Genomic DNA, 20,214 nt, shown 5'->3' with positions numbered 1-20,214 from the left:
CACGAGCGCCTGGAGCAGCTGCCCGCCGCGCGTCGCCCCGCACCACCCGAGCCGGAACCGTGCGAGCGGTGCGGGCAGCCCCGCACCGGGCAACCCGGCCTCCGCTAGCCTGGACCGGAGAAGGCGAACTGGCCACCGTCTCCGATGCCGCCCAAGCCGAGATCTACGCCGCGACAGACCTGTCCACTGCCGCCGACCCGGCCACCCCTGGACAGGGCAGCCTGGCCACCACCATCGACGAACTGGAGCGCATCCAAAAACCCCGCCCGGCCATGGGCAAGTCCAGCCTCGCCCTCGACTTCGCCCGAGCCTGCGCCATCCGCGACGGACAACCAGCCGTGTTCTTCTCCCTCGAGATGGGCATCTCCGAGATCAACATGCGGATGCTGTCCGCCGAGGCCCGCGTTGCTCTACACAAGATGCGCGGCGGCTTCCTCACTGAAGACGACTGGAACGCCATCAAATCCCGGCAGCCCGCAGTCGCCGACGCCCCGTTGTTCCTGGACGACTCACCCGACCTGACCATGCTGCAGATCCGCTCCAAGTGCCGGCGCCTGCAGCAGCGGCACGGCCTGAGCCTGGTGATCGTCGACTACCTGCAGCTGATGGAGTCCGGCAAGCGCGCCGAAAGCCGCCAGGTCGAAGTCGCCCAGATCTCCCGCGGCCTGAAGAAGCTGGCCAAAGAACTCAAAGTGCCCGTCGTGGGCCTCTCCCAGCTCAACCGCGGGTCCGAGCAGCACGCAGACAAGAAGCCCATGGTTTCCGACCTGCGCGGATCCGGATCGATCGAGCAGGACGCGGACGTCGTGATCCTGCTGCACCGCGAGGACGCCTACGACAAGTACTCATCCCGCTCGGGCGAAGCAGACCTGATTGTTGCCAAGCACCGTAATGGCCCCACGGCAGAGATCACCGTCGCCTTCCAGGGGCATTACTCCCGCTTCGTCGACATGGCACAGATGTGATCCACGGAGGTGTAGGTTCGCATTTCCAGTGTCCCTTTCTCCTTGACCGTGGCCTTTGTCCGGCCCAAGGGACAGCGTGGTGAGACGAACTCCCGTCTGATCGTTCACCCGTCGTAGTGCTGATCCCGGTCTCGGTCTATGCAACGCCCGTCGCCCCACCACCGGCCGCTGTCAGTCGATGCCGCTCAGGTGGTGCTGGGCGCGCGGAGTGTGCGGCGAACAGCGTTGCGGAGCCATTGGTGGGCTCCGTCGGCTGCGTGGCGGGGGTGCCAGGCCATGCCGATGGTCAGCGGCGGCAGTGACAGGGGGATATGGAGGAGGCGCAGGCCGAGGGCGGTGGCGGTGCGGGTGAGGGGCGATTCGGGGTTGCCGGGAAGTGCGGCGGGGACGAGGCAGACGACGTCGCTGTGGGCCGCGAGGGTCATCGCTGCCAGGTGGCTGGGGAGGACGGCGGTGACGCGCCGGTGGAGGTTGTGCTCGGCCAGGGCGGTGTCGAGAGGGCCGGTGAACCGGCCTCGTCGGCTGACCGCGACATGGTCGGCGGCAGCGAGCCGCGCCGGGTCCAGGGCCTTCTCGGCGAGGGGGTGGCCTGGGCGGACGGCCGCCACCATCCGGAGTGTGACCAGTTCTTCGACCTGGGTTTCCGGGTCCACGTGGTCGATGGATCCGACCTCCAGATCGATCCGGCCGTCGCGGAGGGCCGGAGTGGCCTCCAACTCCTCGGCCCGGAGCCGGAACGAGACGCCCGGCGCCTCCTGCCGGGCCAGGTACAGCAGTCCGGGGGCCAGCGCCGCACCGACCAGGTCGGCGGCCTGGAGGGTGAAGGTGCTGCGCAGGGTGGCGGGGTCGGCGCCTTCGCCGGGGCTGAGCAGCGCATCGAGGCGGCGCACCACTGCGGCGGCTTCGTCGCGCAGAGCCAGGGCGCGGGGGGTGGGGACCATGGTCTGTCCGGCCCGTACGAGGAGCGGGTCCTGGAGGGTACGGCGCAGGCGGCCGAGGGTGCGGCTCATGGCGGCGGGGGAGGTGCGCAGGCGGGCGGCGGCGCGGGTGACGCTCTGCTCGGTCAGCAGGGCGTCCAGCGCGACGGCGAGGTTGGCATCAAGGGCCGAATGCGGGCTGTTCAACAGCGTAATTCCATTTCAGACAACATCTCCTTGCTGAAGTTCCCATTGTGGCATCACCGTGGCGTTCCCCAGGATGAGGGCATACCGACCCGACACGGACCTTTGAGGTTTTCATGATCGTCATCACTGCTCCCACCGGGAACATCGGCCGCCACCTGCTCACCCGGCTTCTGGAGTCCGCCCCCGCCGCCGGTGAGGAACTGCGTGTGATCGTGCGTGACCCCGCACGGCTGCCGGACGTGGCACGCGGACGCGTCGAGGAGATCACCGGCTCGCACGGCGACGCCGAGGTGGTCGACAAGGCCTTCCAAGGCGCGGACGCCGTCTTCTGGCTCGTCCCCCCGGACACCTCCCTGCCCCCGGAGGACGCCTGGACCGGCTTCACCCGCCCCGCCGCGAGGGCGCTGACCGCCCACGGGGTCGGCCACGTCGTCGGCGTTTCCGCCCTCGGTCGCGGCACCCCGCTAGCCGGCCGCGCCGGACTCGTCACCGCCTCTTTGGCCATGGACGACCTTCTGGCCGGCACCGGCGTCGCCTACCGGGCCCTGGCCAGCCCGTCCTTCTTCGAGAACCTCCTGGAGGAGGCCGCCTCGATCCGTGAGAAGGGCGTCTTCACCGACGCCGCCGACGCCGACCGCAAGGCGCCCCTCGTCGCCGTCGCCGACATCGCGGCCGTCGCCGCCGGCCTGCTGCTGGACCGCTCGTGGACCGGTACCGGCAGTGTTCCGGTCCTCGGGCCGCAGGACCTGTCACCCAATGACCTGGCCCGCATCATGACCGAGCAGCTCGGCCGCATGGTCCGCTATGAACGCCAGCCGCTCGACGAGCTGTACACCACCCTCGTCGGCCACGGCCTCAACGAGGCATTCGCCCAGGGCGTGATCGACATGAAGCGGGCCAAGGACGAGGGCCTCGATGCCGACGTCCCCCGCACCCCGGACACCGCCGGTCCCACCACCTTCGAGCACTGGTGCGCCCGGACCCTCAAGTCCGCCGTCCTCTCCTGAAAGCCACCAGCCCCTTCGCCATCGCCCATGGCGTCCATGGCATCAGACCACCCTCCACTTGGGAGACACCCACATGCCCGTTGAGGAAACCGAACCGCCGGTCACCGCCTTCATGCTCGTCAAGACCACGCCCGAGTGGCTCGCACTGACCGTCCCGGAGCGGATCGACGCCTTCACCACCCAGGTCCTCCCCACGATCGAGGACCACCGGCGTCCGGTCACGCTTCTACGACACCGAGTTCTACTCCGCGCGCGTCACCGACGTCTGGGTCTGGGAAGCAGACGATCACCACACCTACCAGCTCCTCATCGACGCACTGCGCGAAACCCCGTTCTGGGACCGCTACTTCGAGGTCGTCGACCTCCTCGTCGGCACCGAAAACGGCTATGCCCGCAACCACCACGTCGACCCCGTTGCCACCATCAGCACCTGACACACCGCTCCGCATCAGTGAACGTGTGGCCGTTGAGTAGACACTCCCCGCCAAGGCGCCGAGGTCGAGCAGGCCAAAGAGGAGTACGCAGGCGTCATGTACGAGATCGGGCCGAAGAACGGCCAGCGGCTACCACGTACCGGGCTCAACTACCCGGTGTGCGTCGCAATCTCTCGGACATCGCATCGCCTGAGGACAAGATCGTGAGACGGAATAGCGTGGCCCCTGAATGAGACGACCGGGAACGGCCCAGATCACTGCTATGGAACGGGACATTCCAAATGAGGGCCTACAGGAGGTGTGGGATCTCAAGTTCGGCTGCACAATCTCACTGCCCGCTTCATATCGACTGCACTCTCCGTGCTTCTTGACGAACTCGCCTACCGCGCACGGCACATCGAACTGGCCGGCGAGCCCCGCCGCAGCACCTCCCACCTTGTCTGGGGTTACGCCTCCCTGCCCGTCTCACTCTCGACGCGCGCGGATCGTGGGTGAGCTATCCTCCGCGCATGCGCCGACAGTTCACCGGCTGGCCGGAGCAGGCCATGGACGTGTTGTGGCAGCTCCAGGGCGAACCGACCCACGCGACCCGCGAGCGCTACCGCGCGGACCGCGAACGCCTGGTCCGGCAGCCGATGATCGCCCTGCTCAACGAGGTCGCGGACACCGACCCCCGGTACGAGGACTTCTCTGTCTGGCACTACCGAACCGACGCCTGGTGGTGGCAGCACCAGGGTGCGGTGATCCGGCTCGGCCGCAAGATCGAGATCGGTCTCCGGTTCTCCCTGGACGGCCTGCGGATCCAAGGCGCCTGGTGGTACCCCGATCCCGGCCAGGTGGACATGTTCCGCAAAGCCGTGGCCGCCGAGGGGAGCGGCCGCGAACTGTCCGCCATCGTCGAGGACGTGCGGAAGAAGGGCTACGACATCTCCGGGGACGTGATGAAACGCCCCCCGCGCGGCTATCCGACGGACCACTCCCGTGCGAACCTGCTGCGCCACCGTTCGCTGATCGCCGCCCGTCCCCTCGGCTGCGAGCAGTGGCTGCACACCCCCGAGGCGGTCGACCGGGTCCTCTCGGCCGCCGCCGACCTGGACGCCCTGCTGATGTGGCTGGTCCGCCACGCGAAGCGCACCGCCTGACATCACGAGGGCGCCACGCGCCACGGGAGGAACCACACCCGTGCCGCCGGCCCCCGCACTCTGACGGTGACGCGGACTTTCAGCGCCGACCGGTCGTCCATCGCCCGATAACCGTCCGGCACCTCGGCCAAGGGACGGCACCGTCGAAGACCGGCCCCGGAGAGCGCATCCGGCAGGAGTTTGGGAATGCAGGCGCGGACCGGGGCGATGCCCCCGCGCAGCGTGATGTTGCGGTCGAACATCCGGTGGCAGAACGACCCCCGCGTTTCCCGCCACCACCGCCAACCGCGAGCTGGAGTCCGCGTCTGCACTCGTGTTCTTCAAGGAGGTGGTCGCCGTCTGCTGGGAGCGCAGAGGGGCGTGGAACCCGCATGTCCTCCTACCTGAGCCGTTTCCGCACACGGGCTGCTCAGGCGTTCTCGCCCGCGCCCTCCGGATTCGCGACCAGGGGGTCCGGCGCGGGTGCTCCAGGCCTCCGTGGGCTATAGTGGATCTTGAGCTGGTCACTGCAACTCCAGGCGTCTGGTGCTGCGTTGGTGGTCCAAGGAAAGACGTCCCGCTTCCTGCGGGGAAATGCAGGTGCAAGGCCTGCCCGGCGCTCAATCGTGGAGCCTGCCCGCACACTGTGCGGGCAGGCTCCACGCATGTCACCCACCCCGTGCTGGCGATACATTCGCAATTCTCAATTAGCGTCCGAGTCGCCGGGGGAGCGCTGGACGGCCAACCGTCTTCAGCCACGCACGACAGATGGCCACCTGAGAGTCACAGCCGCTGCTCCTGGGTCCCAGAACCCTACGATTGGCCTGGGTCGGCCGTGAAAGAAGGCAGGGATGCCTGAGCGGAACATCGAGTTCGGCAAGTACGGCGCGCGCGGTATCAAGGGCCACGAGGCCGTCGCCCGGCAGTTGGACGCGCTCGCCGGCTACATCGCCACGCCCGTCACGGCCCGCCGCGGCCTGCTCGCCCGGCTGCACTACCTCACCCGCACCGACCACGCCCGCGCCGCCGCCCGGGCGGCCGGACTGACGGTCACCGACCGCACCCTGCGCGCCTGGCTCGAGGGCACCCGCCCACCCTCGAAGGCGAACCTGGAGCGCCTTGAGCAGGCCTACCGCACGGTCCGGCGCGAGAACGTCGCCCGCTACCTGCTCGCCCGCCTCAACCGCGAAGGCCGCGGCACCCGCGTGGAGATCCATCCCCTCAACCAGTCCCAGGTCGACCGGCCGCGCCAGCGCGTGGTGGAGTTCCGCACCCTGAACGTGCGCCGCTGGGACCGGATCGTCGCCGCGTGGGCGGCCGGCGACGACCAGGGGCTGGACGACGCGTGGGTGGACCAGGTCGTCGACCTGGGCTCGCAGTGGGGGCAGTACGAGTACGTCACGAACATCGGGTTCGCCGCCTGATCGGATGCCCGGTTCTGCCGACCGCGGTCAGCGGCCGCAGTGCGGACACCGGCGGCTGCGCCGGTCCCGGGTCGCCACCTCGACTCCCCTCGGCCCGCATCTGTGTCAGGTGGTGGCTCACCATCGACGGCGACAGGCCGACGGCCGCGGAGAGTTCACGCACCGACGGTTCCTCCCCGTAGGCGGTGATCCACTCGCGGTGGGCGCGCAGCAGCGCACTCTGCCGCTCGGCAGCAGGCTGCCGGCCGGTGCTGCGTGTCACGACTGCGCCTTTGCCCGGGCGAGCTCCTTGAGAGCCATCCGGGCCGCCGGCGTCCCGGCCGGGCTCTGCCAGTACGGGTGTCCGGCGATGTGCCGGGACAGCTCCTGCAGGCGTCGCCGGTGAGCGGCGGTGCCGTGGGCGGGCGAGGTGTTGGCGAGCTCCCGGTACGTGGCGTACCAGGCGCTCTGGGCCTCTACGAGTTCGCTGGGAAAGGTGTTGGCATCCATACCCTGAGTAGATCGTATATTCGATTGTCTGAAGCGGCGTCCCGTCGCACGAGCAGGTGCAGGCCGTGGCCTGGTCGACGAGCGGCTCATCGCCCACAGCGAGGCCCACCTCACCTGGACCACGATCACCCGCATGGCCCGCCGCCTCACCCGACCTCCCCGGCCGCCCCGCACCCCACCACACACGTCGAGCCGGACGAAGCGACCGACAAGCCCATCCGCATCCGGATGCAGCCGAAGGTGAACCGCTCCGGGTCTGATGGAGGCTCCGGACTGTCCCGAGTTGGGTGGAGTCAACGGGGCCGTCGAGACGCTGTGGTGCTGGACTCGACGGCCCCGGAGAGGGTGCGGATGTGTCTACCAGCTGCTGCCGGTCTGTTGGCGGGTGTTGAAGGCGGTGGCGGTGCGGGGGTAGAGCCACAGGATGCCGGTGGCGTCCTCGCGGGCGATGACGTCGGGGTTGCCGTCGCCGTTGAAGTCGCCGATGCCGGCGAAGGTGTAGGCGTTCCAGCCGGTGCCGATCTGGCTGCGGGTGCCGAAGCCGTCGCTGCCGTTGCCGGGGTAGAGCCACAGGGCGCCGCTGGTGTCGCGGGCGATGACGTCGGGGTAGGTGTCGGCGTTGAGGTCGGTGACGCCGGTGAAGGTGTAGGCGTTCCAGCCGGTGCCGATCTGGGTGCGGGTGCCGAAGCTGTTGCTGCCCTCCTCGTCGACGGCGGTGATGTACTCACCGCGGGCACTCTGGTGCCGCTTCGCGTGCGCGAGCGCATCCAGCACCCGCCCGTCCTCGGACGTCGCAGTGAACTCCAGTTGCTCGGCCAGGTCGAACATCACCGCCCTGTCTCGGCGAAGCGTTCCGCGACCAGCTCTGTCATGACTCTTCCTTTCGACTGCGACACAGTCGGCCTGCCGGGGCACGATGCGGAGTTCCCGGGCGCGGTGGCCGGGGCCGTGGGGATCGGGTGTCGGACACGATCTGCGGTGTCCGACCGGTCGGCTCCCCGACCGCGGACCACGATGGTGGCAAGTCACCCCCAGTATCCGGAAGAAGATCGGACTGGCCTCAAGCGTCCTGGCACGTTCGGGACAGCGACGGCCTGTCTCCTCTCTCCACCCGTTGCGTCCGCACGGAACGTACGACGGGCCGCGGGGGTCCGGACCACCCCTCGTGGTCCGGGCCCGCGGCCCGTCGTACGTGTGCTGCTCTGGCGCCGTCAGACCGTGGGGACTCCGCCGGCGTTCCGCACCTCGGACAGCGCCTTCTTGATGGTGACCTTCGCGAAGTAGCCGGCGCCGAAGAATATGCACTGGACGACGTACCAGAACTTCTCGGCCCCGGTCATCTCGACCAGCCCGTACTCGCTCAGCGCCTTCTTCACCGGGACCTTCTGGAAGTAGGCGGCGCCGAAGTAGATGCAACCCAGGACGTACCAGAACTTCTCCCAGGACGTGTTGGTGCCCTGACCGAGGTACTGCCGTTCTGCCATGACGTTCTCTGCCTTCCGATGACCGTGGACCCGGGGAAACGCGCCGATCCGGACCCTTGCGGGCAGCCTCGAACAACAGTCATCCACAGGCGCGGACGCCTGAAGGCATGCTGAAGCACGAGTTGAGATGGCGTGGGTGATGGACACGTGTCACGGTGCTGGTCGTCACGACGGCCAGCCGCCCCCCGGTTGTGTAAACCGGAGCATAGGGCAAGAGGCCCTGATCGTCACCTTGGGTCCCCCCAAGTCGGAAGCACAGCCGCGAGTTGGGCCGGGAAGCACAGCCGGGGGAAGGACCGCAGCCCGCGGCCGGGCGGGTATCGCGGTGGTACGCGAAGGCCTCCGCGCGGCGGGGCCTGGACAGGTCCACCACACGGAGGTCTTCACTGTGACCGGGGTCAGTCCTCCCGGTGACGCACCGCGTCGGTCGCGGTGACGTCGCCAGGTGGTGCCAGTCCCAGAACGGGCCCGGGTCCCAGTGCATCCCGGCGACCAGGGCCGAATTGGGACCAGCAACGTTGTCATGTCCGATGAGGTGCTGCCGGTCCAGCGGGATGCCGAACCGGGCGGACAGGTACTGCACCAGGGCGGCCGTGGTCTTGTACTGCGCCTCGGTGTGATAGGCCGCGCCATGCACGGCGTGGCCCTCGTGCTCGATGCCGATCGAGTGCAGGTTGGTCGAGTGGTTGCCCGCCTGGAAGGCGATGTCCTTCGTGGGCACCATCTGGGTCGGTGTCGGCGGTGGCCGCGGCCTTCAGGTGCGGCGTGGCGATCTCCGTCTCGTCCGGGGCGGGATCGGCGCTCGTGATCCCGTTGAGCGCGGGAATCAGCGAGCCGGTGGTGGCCGGCCGCGCGCCACCCCGGGCGTCGGGGCCGGCGTGCTCATTCGGGGTCCTCGGGGCCGGGGACGTCGCCGAACATGTCGTCGATGGCCTGGGTGACCGCGCTGCGGGACTCGGGCCGGGTGGACTTGAGGACGGCCCCGGTGAGGTCGACCAGCTCGGTCAGTTCGGCGACCGTCTGGGGGGCCAGGACGGTGCTGGTGTCCGGGCGTTCGCTGTCCAGGTAGCAGCTCATGGCGTCGGCCTGGTCGGCGAGCTGGTGGGCGCGGGCCGGGGTGATGTCGATGCTGTGGCAGTGCTCCAGGCCCGTGCCGAGGGTGCCGGTCGGGCTGATGTGGATGCGGATGCTCGGGCCGGGGCCGGGAGCGTCCTGTCCGGCGAGGCCGGTGAGGGCTTCGGCCAGTGCCTGGATCGCGGCGTTGCGGTGGGCCTCCGTCTGTGTGGCGTCCGAGCCGGTGTCGTCGTCCTCCGGCCCGCCCAGCTTCCCCTCTGCGCCGCATCCGTACACGCCCCACCCGAACCGGCGTACAGCAGATGACCACGGCCCAGTCACCCGCCTACCGACTGGCGGACCCGGGCGAGTCGTTGGGCCTCTTCCCGGTCTCGCCGAATGGGCACTCCTGGAAGCTTCTCTGAACTAACTGGACAATTAACCTAGTTGGTCCAACAGGTGGGGTTTCGATGAGGTGATGTCCTTCTTCTTGCCCGTGGGGCGAAATGGATGAATCCTGACACTCAGGACTTTGGGGGGAGATGTAGTGGCGGAAGAGCTGACTCGACGGGCCAAGATTCTGATTGAGGATGCCAGCGTGGATGGCGTGTTCTTTGGGGCAACGGCTTTGGTCAACCCTGTCGGTGCCTTGGTCGGCCAATCCATCGCGGCCATCGGCAAGCTGGTGCAGGGGGGCCTATATGCGGATGGCCGGGCCACTGTTGGTGACTCTGAGCTGACCTTCAAGGGGAACCGATCCAATGTGCTCTTCTTTGGTCGGAGAGTTGATCTCGTCCTGAGGTTCGATGTGATCGAAAACGTCAGTGCCCGCCGGCTCCTGGGCAGCAATACGATTACGCTCACCAAACAGGGCGCCCAGGTGAAGATCGTCGTTTTCGATCCTAATGACCAGTTCTTGAGCTCACTCCAAGCGGCAGTTCGTCGGGCGCAGAGGACACCACCTGCATCGAGTGGTTGAGCACCCCGTCCTCCACGGCGCTTCCCTCCAGTCGAGTACAGACGAACGTCCCCGGCTGTCAGGTCGTGCCGGTTGCCGGATTGCCTGTGGGAAGGGTCGCGGTTCGGCCAGCGATCTCGCGGAAGGTTGGGATACCGAGGCTGATGCTGGTGGCCTGCCCTTGGCGTTCGTCGAGTTGGGCAAGCTTGCTCTCTGTTGCGGCGAGGCTGACGCGCAGGCCCTCGGCCTCGCCGAGCCATCCTTCGTGTTCGGCTTCGGTGATCCGGTCGGTCAGGGTGTTGCGGATTTCCTCAAGACGGTGCCGCTGAGCGGGGTCGACGCGAAGGACGGGGCAGCGGACACAGCTGTGTTCGTGCTGGCAGATGGTGCCGTAGGCGCGACCGCAGTCGCCCAGGGCGACCTTCCGACGTTCGAAGTGGCCGAGGAACTCGTTCCATTCCTCGTCGGTCGGCGTCCGGTATTCCTCGCTGGGTCGCAGGGCCCGCCGACGGGCGATGGAGGCTCGGTGGCCGTTGATGGCTTCCTCGGGATAGACCGCCTTGTAGCCCATGGTGGTGTTGATGTCCTTGTGCCCGAGGATGAGCTGGGTGATGTGGGGCGGCATCCCGTTCATGATCGCTTCGGTGGTGAAGATCCTTCGGAAGTCGTGCGGCTGGTAGTGCAGCGGCTGACCGGCCGCGTCGGTGAGGCCGGTGGATCGCAAGATCTCGTTGAGTGCCTTCCGGATGGATTTGGAGGAGACGGCCCGCCGCTGGCCACCGCTGGTCCACTGGAAGAGCAGGGGTGCGGGCGGGTTCCAGATCTTCTCCAAGCCGTCGTAGAAGGGCGCCAGGGGGATGGCGCCGCTGGCGTCGCGGACCCGGCTGACGATCGCGCTGAGGACGTCGGCGAGTTCTGGGCTGACGACCAGAAGCCGTTCCTCGTCGGTCTTGGAAGGGGCGATTTGCAGCAGCGGGATGAGTTCGCCGGTAGTCGGCAGCGTGTACTGGGTGATGCTGTGGTGGCTGGTCTCCAGCATCTCCTCGATCCGGACGCCGGTGTGCCGGAGGAACTCGATCGCGGCCCAGCCCCAGAACGCGCGGTGCTCGTCCTGGGTGAAGGAGTGTCTGCGCCCCGACTCGTCATAAGCGCAGGTGGAACCGCTGCTGTCGAGCCGGCTCGACCGAGTGGCCTTGGTGAAGGTCACACCGAGGACGGTGAAGGAGTGGCCACCTGGTGTGGCGCGGAGGGCTTCCTTCCGGATCCGGGCCTCGTGAAGACACTTCTCCGCCGCGCTGACCAGGACGGGCAGCACCGGCAGGCGTTCCCGGGTGCGCTGGTCCATCCTGGCCTTGCGGCGTCTGATGTCCTTCTTGTAGCTGATTTCGTTCGCGCTGATCGGGCTGGGGACGGCCCATGGGCCCCACCTGGCCGGGTCTTCCAGAGCCCACTGTGCGATGTCGAGGTAGAACGCGCGAACGTAGCCCAGGAGCGAGGCATAGCTGGCCCGTGGGGTGGTCACCTCGACGGTAGTGCCGTCCGGCATCCTGCGACGGGAGACCTTCGTGCGCAGTCTCTCCTTCCAGTCCATTGCGGCGTCGCGGTCGTGCAGGGAAGCGATCCCGGGGTGGTGGGTCTCCAGGTTCTTCCAGAAGTGCAGGGCGAGCACCCCTGCGAGGTCTTCGAAGCTGGCGTAGTCCAGGGCTGGTTGGCGTTCGGAGAGGTAGTCGACGATGAGATCGCGCACCGGCCGGCATGCGAGCTGATAGCGGTCGACGAGCTCGGCGGGGGTGAGCTGGCCGGAGAACACGGTGAGCGCTCGCAGGGTCGATGGGGCGTCCGGCGGGAACTGCCCCATGTCCTTGAGCAGGGCATAGAACAGGAATCGGCTGTCACCGCCCTTCTTCAGGTTCCTGGCCTCGGTCTGCCGCAGTTCGATGCAGTCGCCGACGGTGATGTCGCCGACGCCTCCGCCCTTGGCGAGGACGATCAGCGCGATCTGCGTGCACGCCTTGAGCCCGGGCCGCGAGGGCAGCACGACCGGGTCGGCAGCTTCCTCAAGGCGAGCGAATCCTGCCGGATCACGGTGCTTCACCACGGCCTCCCGCCAGTGCCGGTTCTGGATGACCCGCAGCAGGAACTCCAGGTCGGGGCGGATCACATCCGCGACGCACAGGCAAAGCAGCCCCGCTCGGAGCCCCTCCTTTCTGGCGCTTTCTCCGCGCTCGGTCAACCAGGCCATCACGGGGTCGGTCCATTGCAGGCCCAGCAAGTTCGCCGGGCTGGCCTGCCACCGCTCCTGCCAGGTCGTCCCGGGGAAGCTCTCCAGCCAACTCAGGATCTTGCGGGCGCCATAGCGGCGGCCTTCGTGCGTCGTCTTGACCCTGGTCCGCAAGGGCGGCCGGTCGATCCTGGCCAGGATCTCGTCGCGGCTCTCGGCCGTGGTGGCCCAGGTGGCTGGCCGCGACCGGGGAGGAAACCGCAAGAGCAGCCTCCGGGCCGCCTGTCCCAGAAACTCGGAGGGGCCAGCACCCGCCGGCCGGTTGAGGGTCCTCGTCGTGGCCGTCACGGGCGCCTTCCGAACAGGATCCTCAACGAGTCCGGGTTGTAGCCCGAGCTCGGTGGAGCGGCGAGCGGATCGGCTTTGTGCTCGGCCCGTCGGCGGTGGTGGGCCAGGACACTGGCGATGACGTCGCTCCTGGTCGGAGTGGTGTAAATCTGAGTCGTACTCAGGTGCGCGTGACCGAGGACCCATTGGACGTCGGTCAGGGGCATCTGCGGGTCGCGTGCCGTCCGGTAGGCGGCGGTGTGCCTGAGGTCGTGGAGCGTCCAGTTCGCCCCGAGCAGATCGTTGGCCCGGTCGAACATGGCTCGGGCCGCGTGGTAGCTCAGCGGCCGCCATGGCCGCCGTAGCGTCCACCACAGCGGCGTGTTGCGGCCCCGGGAACCCCCTGCCGCCAGGCTTCCTCCTGGTAGAGCCGCAGCCAGACGAATGTGTCCGGCGAGGCGGGAAGGTCCTGGCTTTCCTGGGTGCCTTTGCGGATCACCGTGATCAACTGCTGGCCGGGGTCGGCATGGTGCTGCCGACTGGTCAGCAACTCGTCCGCGCGGGCGCCGGTGGAGACCCAGGCGGCCAGCAGGGCTCGGTCCCGGGTGTACTTCAGCGCGGCGAAGAGCGCGTTGAACATCTTGTCCGGGATCTGCCGCGGGGCTCGCTTGGGCACGGTCGGCCGGTAGCGCCCCTGCCGCTGGCGCTCGAAGGGCTCCAACGGGTTGTGGTGAGCGTTCGCCCGGCCCGTGCGGCGAGCGCGGTCCAGGGGGAAGGGGTTGATCAACGGGCCGGCGCCCTCATCGAGGTGGAAGTCGTAGAAGGCTCGCAGCACCGACTCGCTGTGCGCACGCGTGTTGGCCGCATACTTCGTGCCCGGGGTCGGCTTGCCCGTCACCGGGTTCGGCGTTCCCGGCGAGGTCCGCTTCGCCGTTCGCTGCCTCGGTATCTCGTCCTCCGACAAGCCCTTACGCTGGTAGCGCCAGTGCACCCGGACCGGCTTGTCGGCGATCTGCAGCCAGCGGGAGAAGTCCCGGCCCTCCACCCGTGTCGCCTTGTTCCAAGGCACATCGGCGGCCCACAAGAACCGGAACCAGCGCAACAAGTCCATGCAGTACGAGCGGATCGTCGTCGCCGGCCTCGACGCCGCCTGAAGATCCGCAAAGTAGGCCGCCACGGGCTCCACAACTGTCCCGTCCAGGCCGAGCAGCTGGTACGGCTGCCACGGGTCACCCGTCTCGACCAACCGTCCGATCTCGGGCAGGACAAAGCTCGCCAGGTCCCTCTCTGGACCGGTCTGATCAACCATGACGGGAAGCTAGCAGAGACCCCGTCTGACCTGCGAATACACTTCAGTTAGGTCAGTCAACGAGCCGCTACTGCCCGTTCCCGCCTGCGAGTTACCGACGGGCGGACGTCCGGAGAAGCATCCACGCCGGAACATCGTCGATGCCATCCGCTACGTCAACGATAACGGCGTGAAGTGGAGGGCCGTTCCCGTCGACTTCGGCATCCCCTGGCGCACGGCCTGGGGGGGCTTTTGTCTGGTTCGTCTTCGCCTGATGTAGTGATGGCGCGGTGAACCTGGGCCGCCAAAACCGCCATCGCTGGGATCCCGCTGGCCGGTCTCAGCGGCACCGTCATCGGTGCTCTGCGATAGTGGGGACCGGTCCCGATGCTGGCCACTGCTGACGGTGGTGTCTCCGGTACGATCCGGTTATGTCTGACGGACTTCCTTTGAGTGAGGTATTGGCGAGCCTTCGCAAGGAACTCGCTGTCGCTCACGACCAGCGCGATCCACTCATACCCTTGCAGGTAAAGGAGATCGAGGTTGAGCTCACGGTCGAGGTGACCAAACAAGCCGCGGCCGACGCGGGTATCAGCTGGCTCGTGGTCGCCAAAGGAAGTAGAAATTCCGCGTCAACTCACTCTCATAAATTGACGCTCACTCTGGACCCCGGTTTCGTCGATTCCCACGCGAACCGGGGCGAGCTTCTGGTCACGCCCCCGGCGCCGATCCGGGATGGCGGCTGAATGGCCGAGAACCCCGCCGCCCGAGTAGCCAAAATCAGATTCGACGCGGCTGACAGCCGATTCTTCCTCGGCAGCGGGTTCCTGCTCGCCCGCGGCCTCGTCCTGACCGCCCAGCACGTCGTGGCGAAGGCGTCCGAGTATGCCGGCGGCCACGTTCCCGCGCGGCGGTTCACGGTCCAGCTGGAGGGATCCGCGTCGTCGGCGGCGGTCGCGGAGATCGTTCCGCTGGAGGCCGACGGTCTCGACGCCGCACTGCTCATAGTCCCGGACCTGGACGAGCCCAGGGGCACCGCCGCCCGCGGAGGTACCCACTACGGCGTCCAGGCGCTGGAGAACTGCCGGATCATCGGATACCCGGTCGCCGGCATCGAATCCAGCTCCACGTCGCCCAAGCCGATCGTCGTGCGGGTGAACCTCGCCCCCGTGGTCGGCGACGACGACACGGCGATCGCGATTCAGGTCATCGACCCGAAGCCGCGGGCCGACGAGGACTGGGGCGGGATATCGGGGGCGGGCGTGATCGGCCCGGGCGGGCATCTGCTGGGCATCGTGACCAGCGTCCCCACTCAGTGGGACGGCCGCCTGCGCGGCGTCTCGATCGCCGCGGTCCTGTCGGCGGCCCGACAGCGCGCGGCGAGCGCACTCGAACCGCTGCGGAGCCTTCCCCTCGTCGATCTGTCGGCGCGGCCGTCGGTCTTCGGCAGCGAAGGCTGGTCCGGTGACCCGCCGCGGCTGCCCGACGCGAGCCTCTTCGCCTTTGTCAACTACCGGTACCGCCAGGTCGAGTTCGTCAACGACGGCCCAAGCGGCGCGGTGCTGGACCGCATCGTCGACTGGGCGAACGATCTGCCGCGGAGACCGGATATCAGGATCGCACGGCTGACCGGCCCGGCCGGGGTGGGCAAGTCCAGGATCGCCGCCGAGGCCTGCCGGAGGCTCACCCGGGACCCGCGGACAAAGTGGCAGGCGGGATTCGCCGACTACGACCAGCTCTCCGGGACGCACAGCTTCGCCACCCCACACTTCATAGTCTTCGACTATGCCGAGCACCAGCACGAACTGCTGGGCGCGTTCATCGAGAACCTCTACAAGCAGGCGATCGACGCCGGCCACCTCGGTGCCTCGATCCGGCTCCTCGTCATCACCCGCAGCGAGGAGGCCTGGCCGGGAGAGCTCCGTACCCGCACTGTCGATCTCCCCTCGCTGCTCACCGGCTCCTTCGACCTGACCACCCAGGCGTTCGATGAGCAGGATGTCCGCGAACGGCATGCCGAGGCCGCTTACCGCTCCTTCAGCAAGGCCGTCGGCGGACCGGACGCGCGGCGGGAGCTGCCGGCCGCAGAGGTCCGGCGGATCGCCGAGTACGACCGGCCGCTGCTGGTCCACGTCGCCGCCTTGCTGGCGGCCTCCGGCCGGGCGGTGCCCATCTCCGCCGCCGACGACTCGGCGCGGCTGCTCCTCGACACGCTCATCGACGTCGAAGTCGACCGTCTGGCCAGGTCGAGCACGGCGTACACGGACGGCGCGAGCGCGCTGGCGGATCGCGGCCGGGCGAAGCAGGCGCTCTGCGTCATGACCCTCACGGCTCCGACCGTGCAGGATCTTGTGGAACTGCTCGAATCGACGCCCGCTTTCGAGAGCGAGCCGGAGCAGTCCCGCACGAACGTCGCCAAAGCGCTGCACCGGCGCTACCCGGCCGCAGCCGTCGCGGACGGAGCCCCAGGCGCCCTGCTCGCGCCGATCGAACCAGATCTGATCGCCTCTCACCTGCTCGCGACCACGGAGGGCCGAGCCGCTCTCGTCGAGCGACTCGTCGTTTCACGCGCGGTCGCGGCGCACCCGGCGTATCTCGCGCGCCTGCTGAACACCCTCGCGCTCGCCGCGGACGACTACCCCGAGATCAGTGACGATCTCAGAACCCACCTGGGGCAGTCCCTCGCTCAACTCGTCGGCAGTGCCGACGCCTCGCAATCGCTCTCGGAACTGCTCCAGGCGCACCTGCGGCGCCTGGTGAACGTCGCCGTGGAACTCGCCGGGCAGCAGGACCTGAGGGCGGCACGGCAGCTGACCACCGCGCTCGGCCTGCCCTACCTGACCGGCGTGGATGTCATCAACGAGGCCGCTTACCACGCTTCCTTCACCGTGCCGTACCCGCACGACGCGCTCGACGGGCTCGGGGCCGCGCTCGCGGCTCGGGGTGTGGTGTACCGCGCCGCCTCGGGTAAACCCGAGGACGTGTATGCCGTTTACCTGAACTACGGTGCCCGCCTGCGCGGTCTCGGCGAGGCGACCAGGGCTCTGGACGCCGTCAGGCGCGGAATCGGCTACGTCGAGGACGCGGTCGCATCCGGTCGGCGAGACCAGCTGGAATCATTGGCGGCCGCACTGCACGGTCTGGCCGCCGCTCTCGCGGACGTCGGCGAATACGACGAAGCCCTGCGCACGGCCGAACGCGCGGTGGACTACCTGACGGAGCTCGCCGCCGAAGACCGTGGGAAGCACCTCCACTTCCTGTCACTTGCGCAGGGACAGTACAGCGGTGAGTTGCGCAGGGCGGAGCGCGATGCCGACGCTCTCAGAGTGTCTCGCCAGGCCTTCCAGGGCTACGAGGAGCTGGCTCACTGGGGCTACAAGTCGTACAAGGCTCATCTGCCGTACATGACTCAGATCACGGCAATGCTCGCCGACGCCCTCGCCGACAACAATGAGCCGAGCGAGTCCCTCATGCTGCACCAGTACAGCGCTTTTCTCGCCGAGGAACTCGTGGACCAGGACAGGGCCGCCTTCCGTTCCGAACTGGCGGACCGGACCCACGGACTCGCCGTGAGCTACTACGTCCTCGGCAGAATGGACGACGCGGTCGCCGCGAACTCCAGGACCGTCGCGGTCTACGAGGAGCTCGTCGAGGACGGCGAGGAGCGGTATCTCCCCTCTCTCCTGAGAGCGTATGAAACGGCGATCAGGTTTCGCTGCGCGGCGGGACAGGATCTCGAAACGGCCCTGCGGATCTGCAACCACGGGCGTGCCATCGCCGAGGACCTGGAGAAGACCCGCCAGGACTTCGTGGGGGATCTCGGCTTCAGGCTCCGGATGGCGGACACCGATCTCGGCCTCAAGTTCACCCAGGCGATCAATCAGACGATCGAGATCCTGATCGAGCAGGCCCAGGGGCGTCTGTACAGGGACCCTGCCTGGCGGACAGCGCCGCCGATCATGCTCGACGGAACCTCCGTGGATCCGGCGACGCTTGCCGGACTGGAGGAACTCAAGGACAGCATGGAGCCGGGCGACAAGATCCGCGTCTATACCGACAACCGCCTGCTTCCACCGCGCCTCGAAGAACTCGTGCGGTTCATCCGCTCGGAGCCGGCGGTCGGGATGCTCGCGGATCCGTCGAACGAGAGACTCGCAGCCTGTCTCCGGGCCCTGCCCAGCGTCGCGGACGCCCTCCAGGCCAAGGTCGTCGACGGCGCGGGCCAGGAGCAGCTTCGCGAATTCCTCGCGGACCACGAATACCTGTCGCGCCTGGATCCGGACGACCGGGCGCACTGGGGATCCTTCAAGCTGGCGGTAGGTACCCTCGGCATGCTCAGCGGGTCGGCCGTGCGGCTCGGGGCGGATTCCGAGACCTTCCGTGCCGTCGTTCCCGGAATTCTCCGCTACACGTATCTGGCCGGTGACCATCTGGCCGGGCTCACCGCCGGATGGTTCGTCAAGAGCGTGTGGGACGGCTTCCGGGATCCCGATGATCAGGACTTCATCGCGCTGGACGACCGGTTCGCCGGGAACGTGTTCGCCTCCGGTGATCACGGGCGCGCCCTGGCCCTCTGGAAGGACGTGGTCCACCGACGCGAACAGGTGCTGGGGCCGGATCATCAGCGCACAATTGTCGCCGTCGGCAACCTCGCCGCCTGCCTGGTCACGTTCGGCAAAGACGAATTCGATCAGGCGGAGGTCCTCTACGAGTCGGCCACCGAACGGGGCGATCGAGTCCTGGGGCCAGATCACCCCGACGTACTGCGGCTGCGGGGCAATCAGGCCGGACTGTTCTTCAGACGCGGGCGATACGGCGAGGCGCTGCTGCAGCAGCAGGACCTGTTGCGCCGATACAAGAACATCCTCGGCGCCGACCACCAGGACGCACTCAGCGTCGCGGACTCCCTGGCCCTCACCTTGCGGGCGCTCGAGCGATACGCGCAAGCGGAGGTTCTGGCAGAGGACACCCTGGAGCGGGCCATGCGGATATTCGGGGTGGGTGATCCGCGAACGCGGCGATACGAGGAGCGCCTCGAACGGATCAATGAAGCACTCGAAGTCGACGAGGAAGGCGAGGACGACGCGGACTGAGCGGCTACATCCGGACCGGCGACCGCCGGGAACTCCGTCGGCGTGCATCCGGCCGGCGCGCGGAGTTCCCGGTCGAGGTGAGCAGGTGCATGGTGCACCGGAAGCGCAGGACGCGGGCCATCGTCCTCGCCGAGAGGCCGATCTGCTCGCTGAACCGCTTGTTCAGGTAGCTCCGGCTGACGTCCAGTTCACGGGCTGGTGAGGTGTCCCCCGGAGTGTGGACACACAGGGGTTCATGCCGCGATCGACAGCTTAGCTGCTCGCAGATGCTGCTGTTCGAACTCCACAGGCGAGAGATAGTTGAGGGCGCTGTGACGCCTGCGGACGTTGTAGTACGTGAGCCACTGGAAGATCTCCAGCCTCGCCCGTCGAGGACAGCCTCTGGTGCATCGTCTCCCTCTTGAGTCCCTGCCAGAAACTCTCGGCGAGGGCATTGTCGTAACTCGAGCCGACCCGGCCCATGCTCCTGCGGATCCTGAAGCCGTTGCAGACCTGCGCGAACGCGGCAGCGGTGTACTGAGTGGGCCGCGGTCCGCATGAAAGATCACCCCGTCCACGCCGCCACCGCGGGTGACTACGGCCATCTTGAGGGCGTCGGTGACCAGTTCAGTGCGCATATGGGTAGCCATCGACCAGCCGAGCACCCGGCGTGAGCAGATGTCCAGGACACACGCGAGATACAGCCACGCGCCGCCGACCTGCACATACGTGATGTCGCCGCACCACTTCTCGTTCAACTGGCCAGCATGGAAGTCGCGTTGAACGAGATCGGGGGCGGGTGGTGCGAGACGGTCGGGGACCGTGGTGCGCTTGCGGCGCCGCAGATGCAGGCCCTGAAGGCCGTGCTTGCGCATGAGGCGCTCGACGCGCTTGCGGTTCACGGTGTGTCCGAAGCCTCGCAGCTTGGCGTGCACGCGCCGCACTCCGTACGTGCCCTTGTGGCCGGTGTGGATCTCGCGGATCTCCGCGACCAGGGCCTCGTCGGCGTCCTGCCGGACCTCACGGGCCTCCGCGCCGGCGACCCACGTGTAGAAGCCAGAGCGCGAGACCTCAAGAACCCGGCATATCCGCTGGACGCCGAAGTCGGCCCGGTTGTCGGAGATGAAGTCCCAGCGGCGCCTCATGCCCCCATCGCCGAGTAGCCGAGGGGAATTTCACCCCTCGGCCCTCACAGAACCGTGCTTAACAGTCTCCCGTTACACGGCTCTTGTCGTCCTGATCATCAA

General features: G+C 67.9%; 16 protein-coding genes and 6 pseudogenes. 10 read left to right on the top strand and 12 right to left on the bottom strand.

From position 1 onward, the window contains the following. Positions 1-260 precede the first annotated feature (260 nt). A pseudogene (locus ABT114_RS48700) lies at positions 261-965 on the top strand (replicative DNA helicase); the annotation flags it as partial. A gap of 185 nt (positions 966-1,150) precedes the next feature. Here the strand turns inward: ABT114_RS48700 and ABT114_RS48695 are convergent. Further along, positions 1,151-2,098 carry a LysR family transcriptional regulator gene (locus ABT114_RS48695; protein WP_502988527.1) on the bottom strand — a complete coding sequence of 316 codons (948 nt, stop codon included), beginning with the start codon at positions 2,096-2,098 and terminating at the stop codon, positions 1,151-1,153. A 104-nt stretch (positions 2,099-2,202) separates the two neighbouring features. Here ABT114_RS48695 and ABT114_RS48690 point away from each other — a divergent pair, with 104 nt between their 5' ends. From ABT114_RS48690 to ABT114_RS48675, 4 genes and pseudogenes are all read left to right on the top strand, one after another. Next, the gene (locus tag ABT114_RS48690; protein ID WP_351153391.1) at positions 2,203-3,096 is read left to right on the top strand and encodes an NAD(P)H-binding protein; all 894 of its coding nucleotides are present in this window, start codon (positions 2,203-2,205) and stop codon (positions 3,094-3,096) included. Further along, positions 3,005-3,530, top strand: a pseudogene (locus ABT114_RS48685) (darcynin family protein). The gene ABT114_RS48690 and the pseudogene ABT114_RS48685 overlap by 92 nt, the downstream one beginning before the upstream one ends. A gap of 360 nt (positions 3,531-3,890) precedes the next feature. Further along, positions 3,891-4,025, top strand: a complete 135-nt coding sequence (locus ABT114_RS48680) for a hypothetical protein (RefSeq protein ID WP_351153389.1) — start codon at positions 3,891-3,893, stop codon at positions 4,023-4,025. A gap of 14 nt (positions 4,026-4,039) precedes the next feature. Beyond that, the gene (locus tag ABT114_RS48675; protein WP_351153386.1) at positions 4,040-4,672 is read left to right on the top strand and encodes a DUF2461 family protein; all 633 of its coding nucleotides are present in this window, start codon (positions 4,040-4,042) and stop codon (positions 4,670-4,672) included. A gap of 2 nt (positions 4,673-4,674) precedes the next feature. On the opposite strand, the pseudogene ABT114_RS48670 reads toward ABT114_RS48675, so the two are convergent. Beyond that, a pseudogene (locus ABT114_RS48670) lies at positions 4,675-4,914 on the bottom strand (hypothetical protein); the annotation flags it as partial. Positions 4,915-5,502: 588 nt separating this feature from the next. Here ABT114_RS48670 and ABT114_RS48665 point away from each other — a divergent pair. Beyond that, positions 5,503-6,075, top strand: coding sequence for a transcriptional regulator (locus tag ABT114_RS48665; RefSeq protein WP_351153384.1), 573 nt, complete (start codon positions 5,503-5,505; stop codon positions 6,073-6,075). On the opposite strand, the gene ABT114_RS48660 is transcribed toward ABT114_RS48665, so the two are convergent. The 6 genes and pseudogenes from ABT114_RS48660 to ABT114_RS48635 all read right to left on the bottom strand — a co-directional run bounded on the left by ABT114_RS48660 (position 6,050) and on the right by ABT114_RS48635 (position 9,398). Then, positions 6,050-6,337: a LexA family protein gene (locus tag ABT114_RS48660; protein ID WP_351153381.1), complete on the bottom strand. Its 288-nt coding sequence runs from the start codon at positions 6,335-6,337 to the stop codon at positions 6,050-6,052. The two genes, ABT114_RS48665 and ABT114_RS48660, sit on opposite strands and share 26 nt — an antisense overlap. After that, positions 6,334-6,564, bottom strand: a complete 231-nt coding sequence (locus ABT114_RS48655; protein WP_351153378.1) for a DUF8825 domain-containing protein — start codon at positions 6,562-6,564, stop codon at positions 6,334-6,336. The genes ABT114_RS48660 and ABT114_RS48655 overlap by 4 nt, the downstream gene beginning before the upstream one ends. A gap of 357 nt (positions 6,565-6,921) precedes the next feature. Then, the gene (locus ABT114_RS48650) at positions 6,922-7,392 is read right to left on the bottom strand and encodes an FG-GAP repeat domain-containing protein (RefSeq protein WP_351153375.1); all 471 of its coding nucleotides are present in this window, start codon (positions 7,390-7,392) and stop codon (positions 6,922-6,924) included. 383 nt (positions 7,393-7,775) lie between these two features. Next, positions 7,776-8,048, bottom strand: coding sequence for a hypothetical protein (locus ABT114_RS48645; RefSeq protein ID WP_030646302.1), 273 nt, complete (start codon positions 8,046-8,048; stop codon positions 7,776-7,778). A gap of 445 nt (positions 8,049-8,493) precedes the next feature. After that, positions 8,494-8,778: pseudogene (locus ABT114_RS48640) on the bottom strand (N-acetylmuramoyl-L-alanine amidase); the annotation flags it as partial. Positions 8,779-8,930: 152 nt separating this feature from the next. Next, positions 8,931-9,398: a hypothetical protein gene (locus ABT114_RS48635; protein WP_351153372.1), complete on the bottom strand. Its 468-nt coding sequence runs from the start codon at positions 9,396-9,398 to the stop codon at positions 8,931-8,933. A gap of 250 nt (positions 9,399-9,648) precedes the next feature. Between ABT114_RS48635 and ABT114_RS48630 the strand changes: the two genes are divergently transcribed. Beyond that, positions 9,649-10,080 carry a hypothetical protein gene (locus tag ABT114_RS48630; RefSeq protein ID WP_351153369.1) on the top strand — a complete coding sequence of 144 codons (432 nt, stop codon included), beginning with the start codon at positions 9,649-9,651 and terminating at the stop codon, positions 10,078-10,080. A gap of 58 nt (positions 10,081-10,138) precedes the next feature. Here ABT114_RS48630 and ABT114_RS48625 read toward each other — a convergent pair whose 3' ends face one another. The 3 genes from ABT114_RS48625 to ABT114_RS48615 all read right to left on the bottom strand — a co-directional run bounded on the left by ABT114_RS48625 (position 10,139) and on the right by ABT114_RS48615 (position 13,916). Further along, positions 10,139-12,544, bottom strand: a complete 2,406-nt coding sequence (locus tag ABT114_RS48625; RefSeq protein WP_351153367.1) for a tyrosine-type recombinase/integrase — start codon at positions 12,542-12,544, stop codon at positions 10,139-10,141. Between the two features lie 80 nt (positions 12,545-12,624). Continuing rightward, positions 12,625-12,927: a site-specific integrase gene (locus ABT114_RS48620; protein ID WP_351153365.1), complete on the bottom strand. Its 303-nt coding sequence runs from the start codon at positions 12,925-12,927 to the stop codon at positions 12,625-12,627. A 20-nt stretch (positions 12,928-12,947) separates the two neighbouring features. Then, complete coding sequence (locus tag ABT114_RS48615) at positions 12,948-13,916, bottom strand: site-specific integrase (RefSeq protein WP_351153362.1); 969 nt, start codon at positions 13,914-13,916, stop codon at positions 12,948-12,950. 25 nt (positions 13,917-13,941) lie between these two features. Between ABT114_RS48615 and ABT114_RS48610 the strand changes: the two are divergent. The 3 genes and pseudogenes from ABT114_RS48610 to ABT114_RS48600 all read left to right on the top strand — a co-directional run. After that, positions 13,942-14,142: pseudogene (locus tag ABT114_RS48610) on the top strand (transposase); the annotation flags it as partial. Between the two features lie 184 nt (positions 14,143-14,326). Next, a complete protein-coding gene (locus tag ABT114_RS48605; protein WP_351153359.1) occupies positions 14,327-14,641 on the top strand; it encodes a trypco2 family protein in 315 nt (104 codons plus the stop codon). Further along, the gene (locus ABT114_RS48600; RefSeq protein WP_351153357.1) at positions 14,642-18,988 is read left to right on the top strand and encodes a tetratricopeptide repeat protein; all 4,347 of its coding nucleotides are present in this window, start codon (positions 14,642-14,644) and stop codon (positions 18,986-18,988) included. Positions 18,989-19,221: 233 nt separating this feature from the next. Here ABT114_RS48600 and ABT114_RS48595 read toward each other — a convergent pair. Beyond that, positions 19,222-20,106, bottom strand: a pseudogene (locus tag ABT114_RS48595) (IS3 family transposase); the annotation flags it as partial. Positions 20,107-20,214: the final 108 nt, after the last annotated feature.

The sequence above is a fragment of the Streptomyces sp. NPDC002088 genome, from assembly GCF_040296605.1.
Taxonomy (GTDB): Bacteria; Actinomycetota; Actinomycetes; order Streptomycetales; family Streptomycetaceae; genus Streptomyces.
Note: the sequence above shows the minus strand (reverse complement) of the source record. Positions and strands in the feature narration are given on the sequence as shown.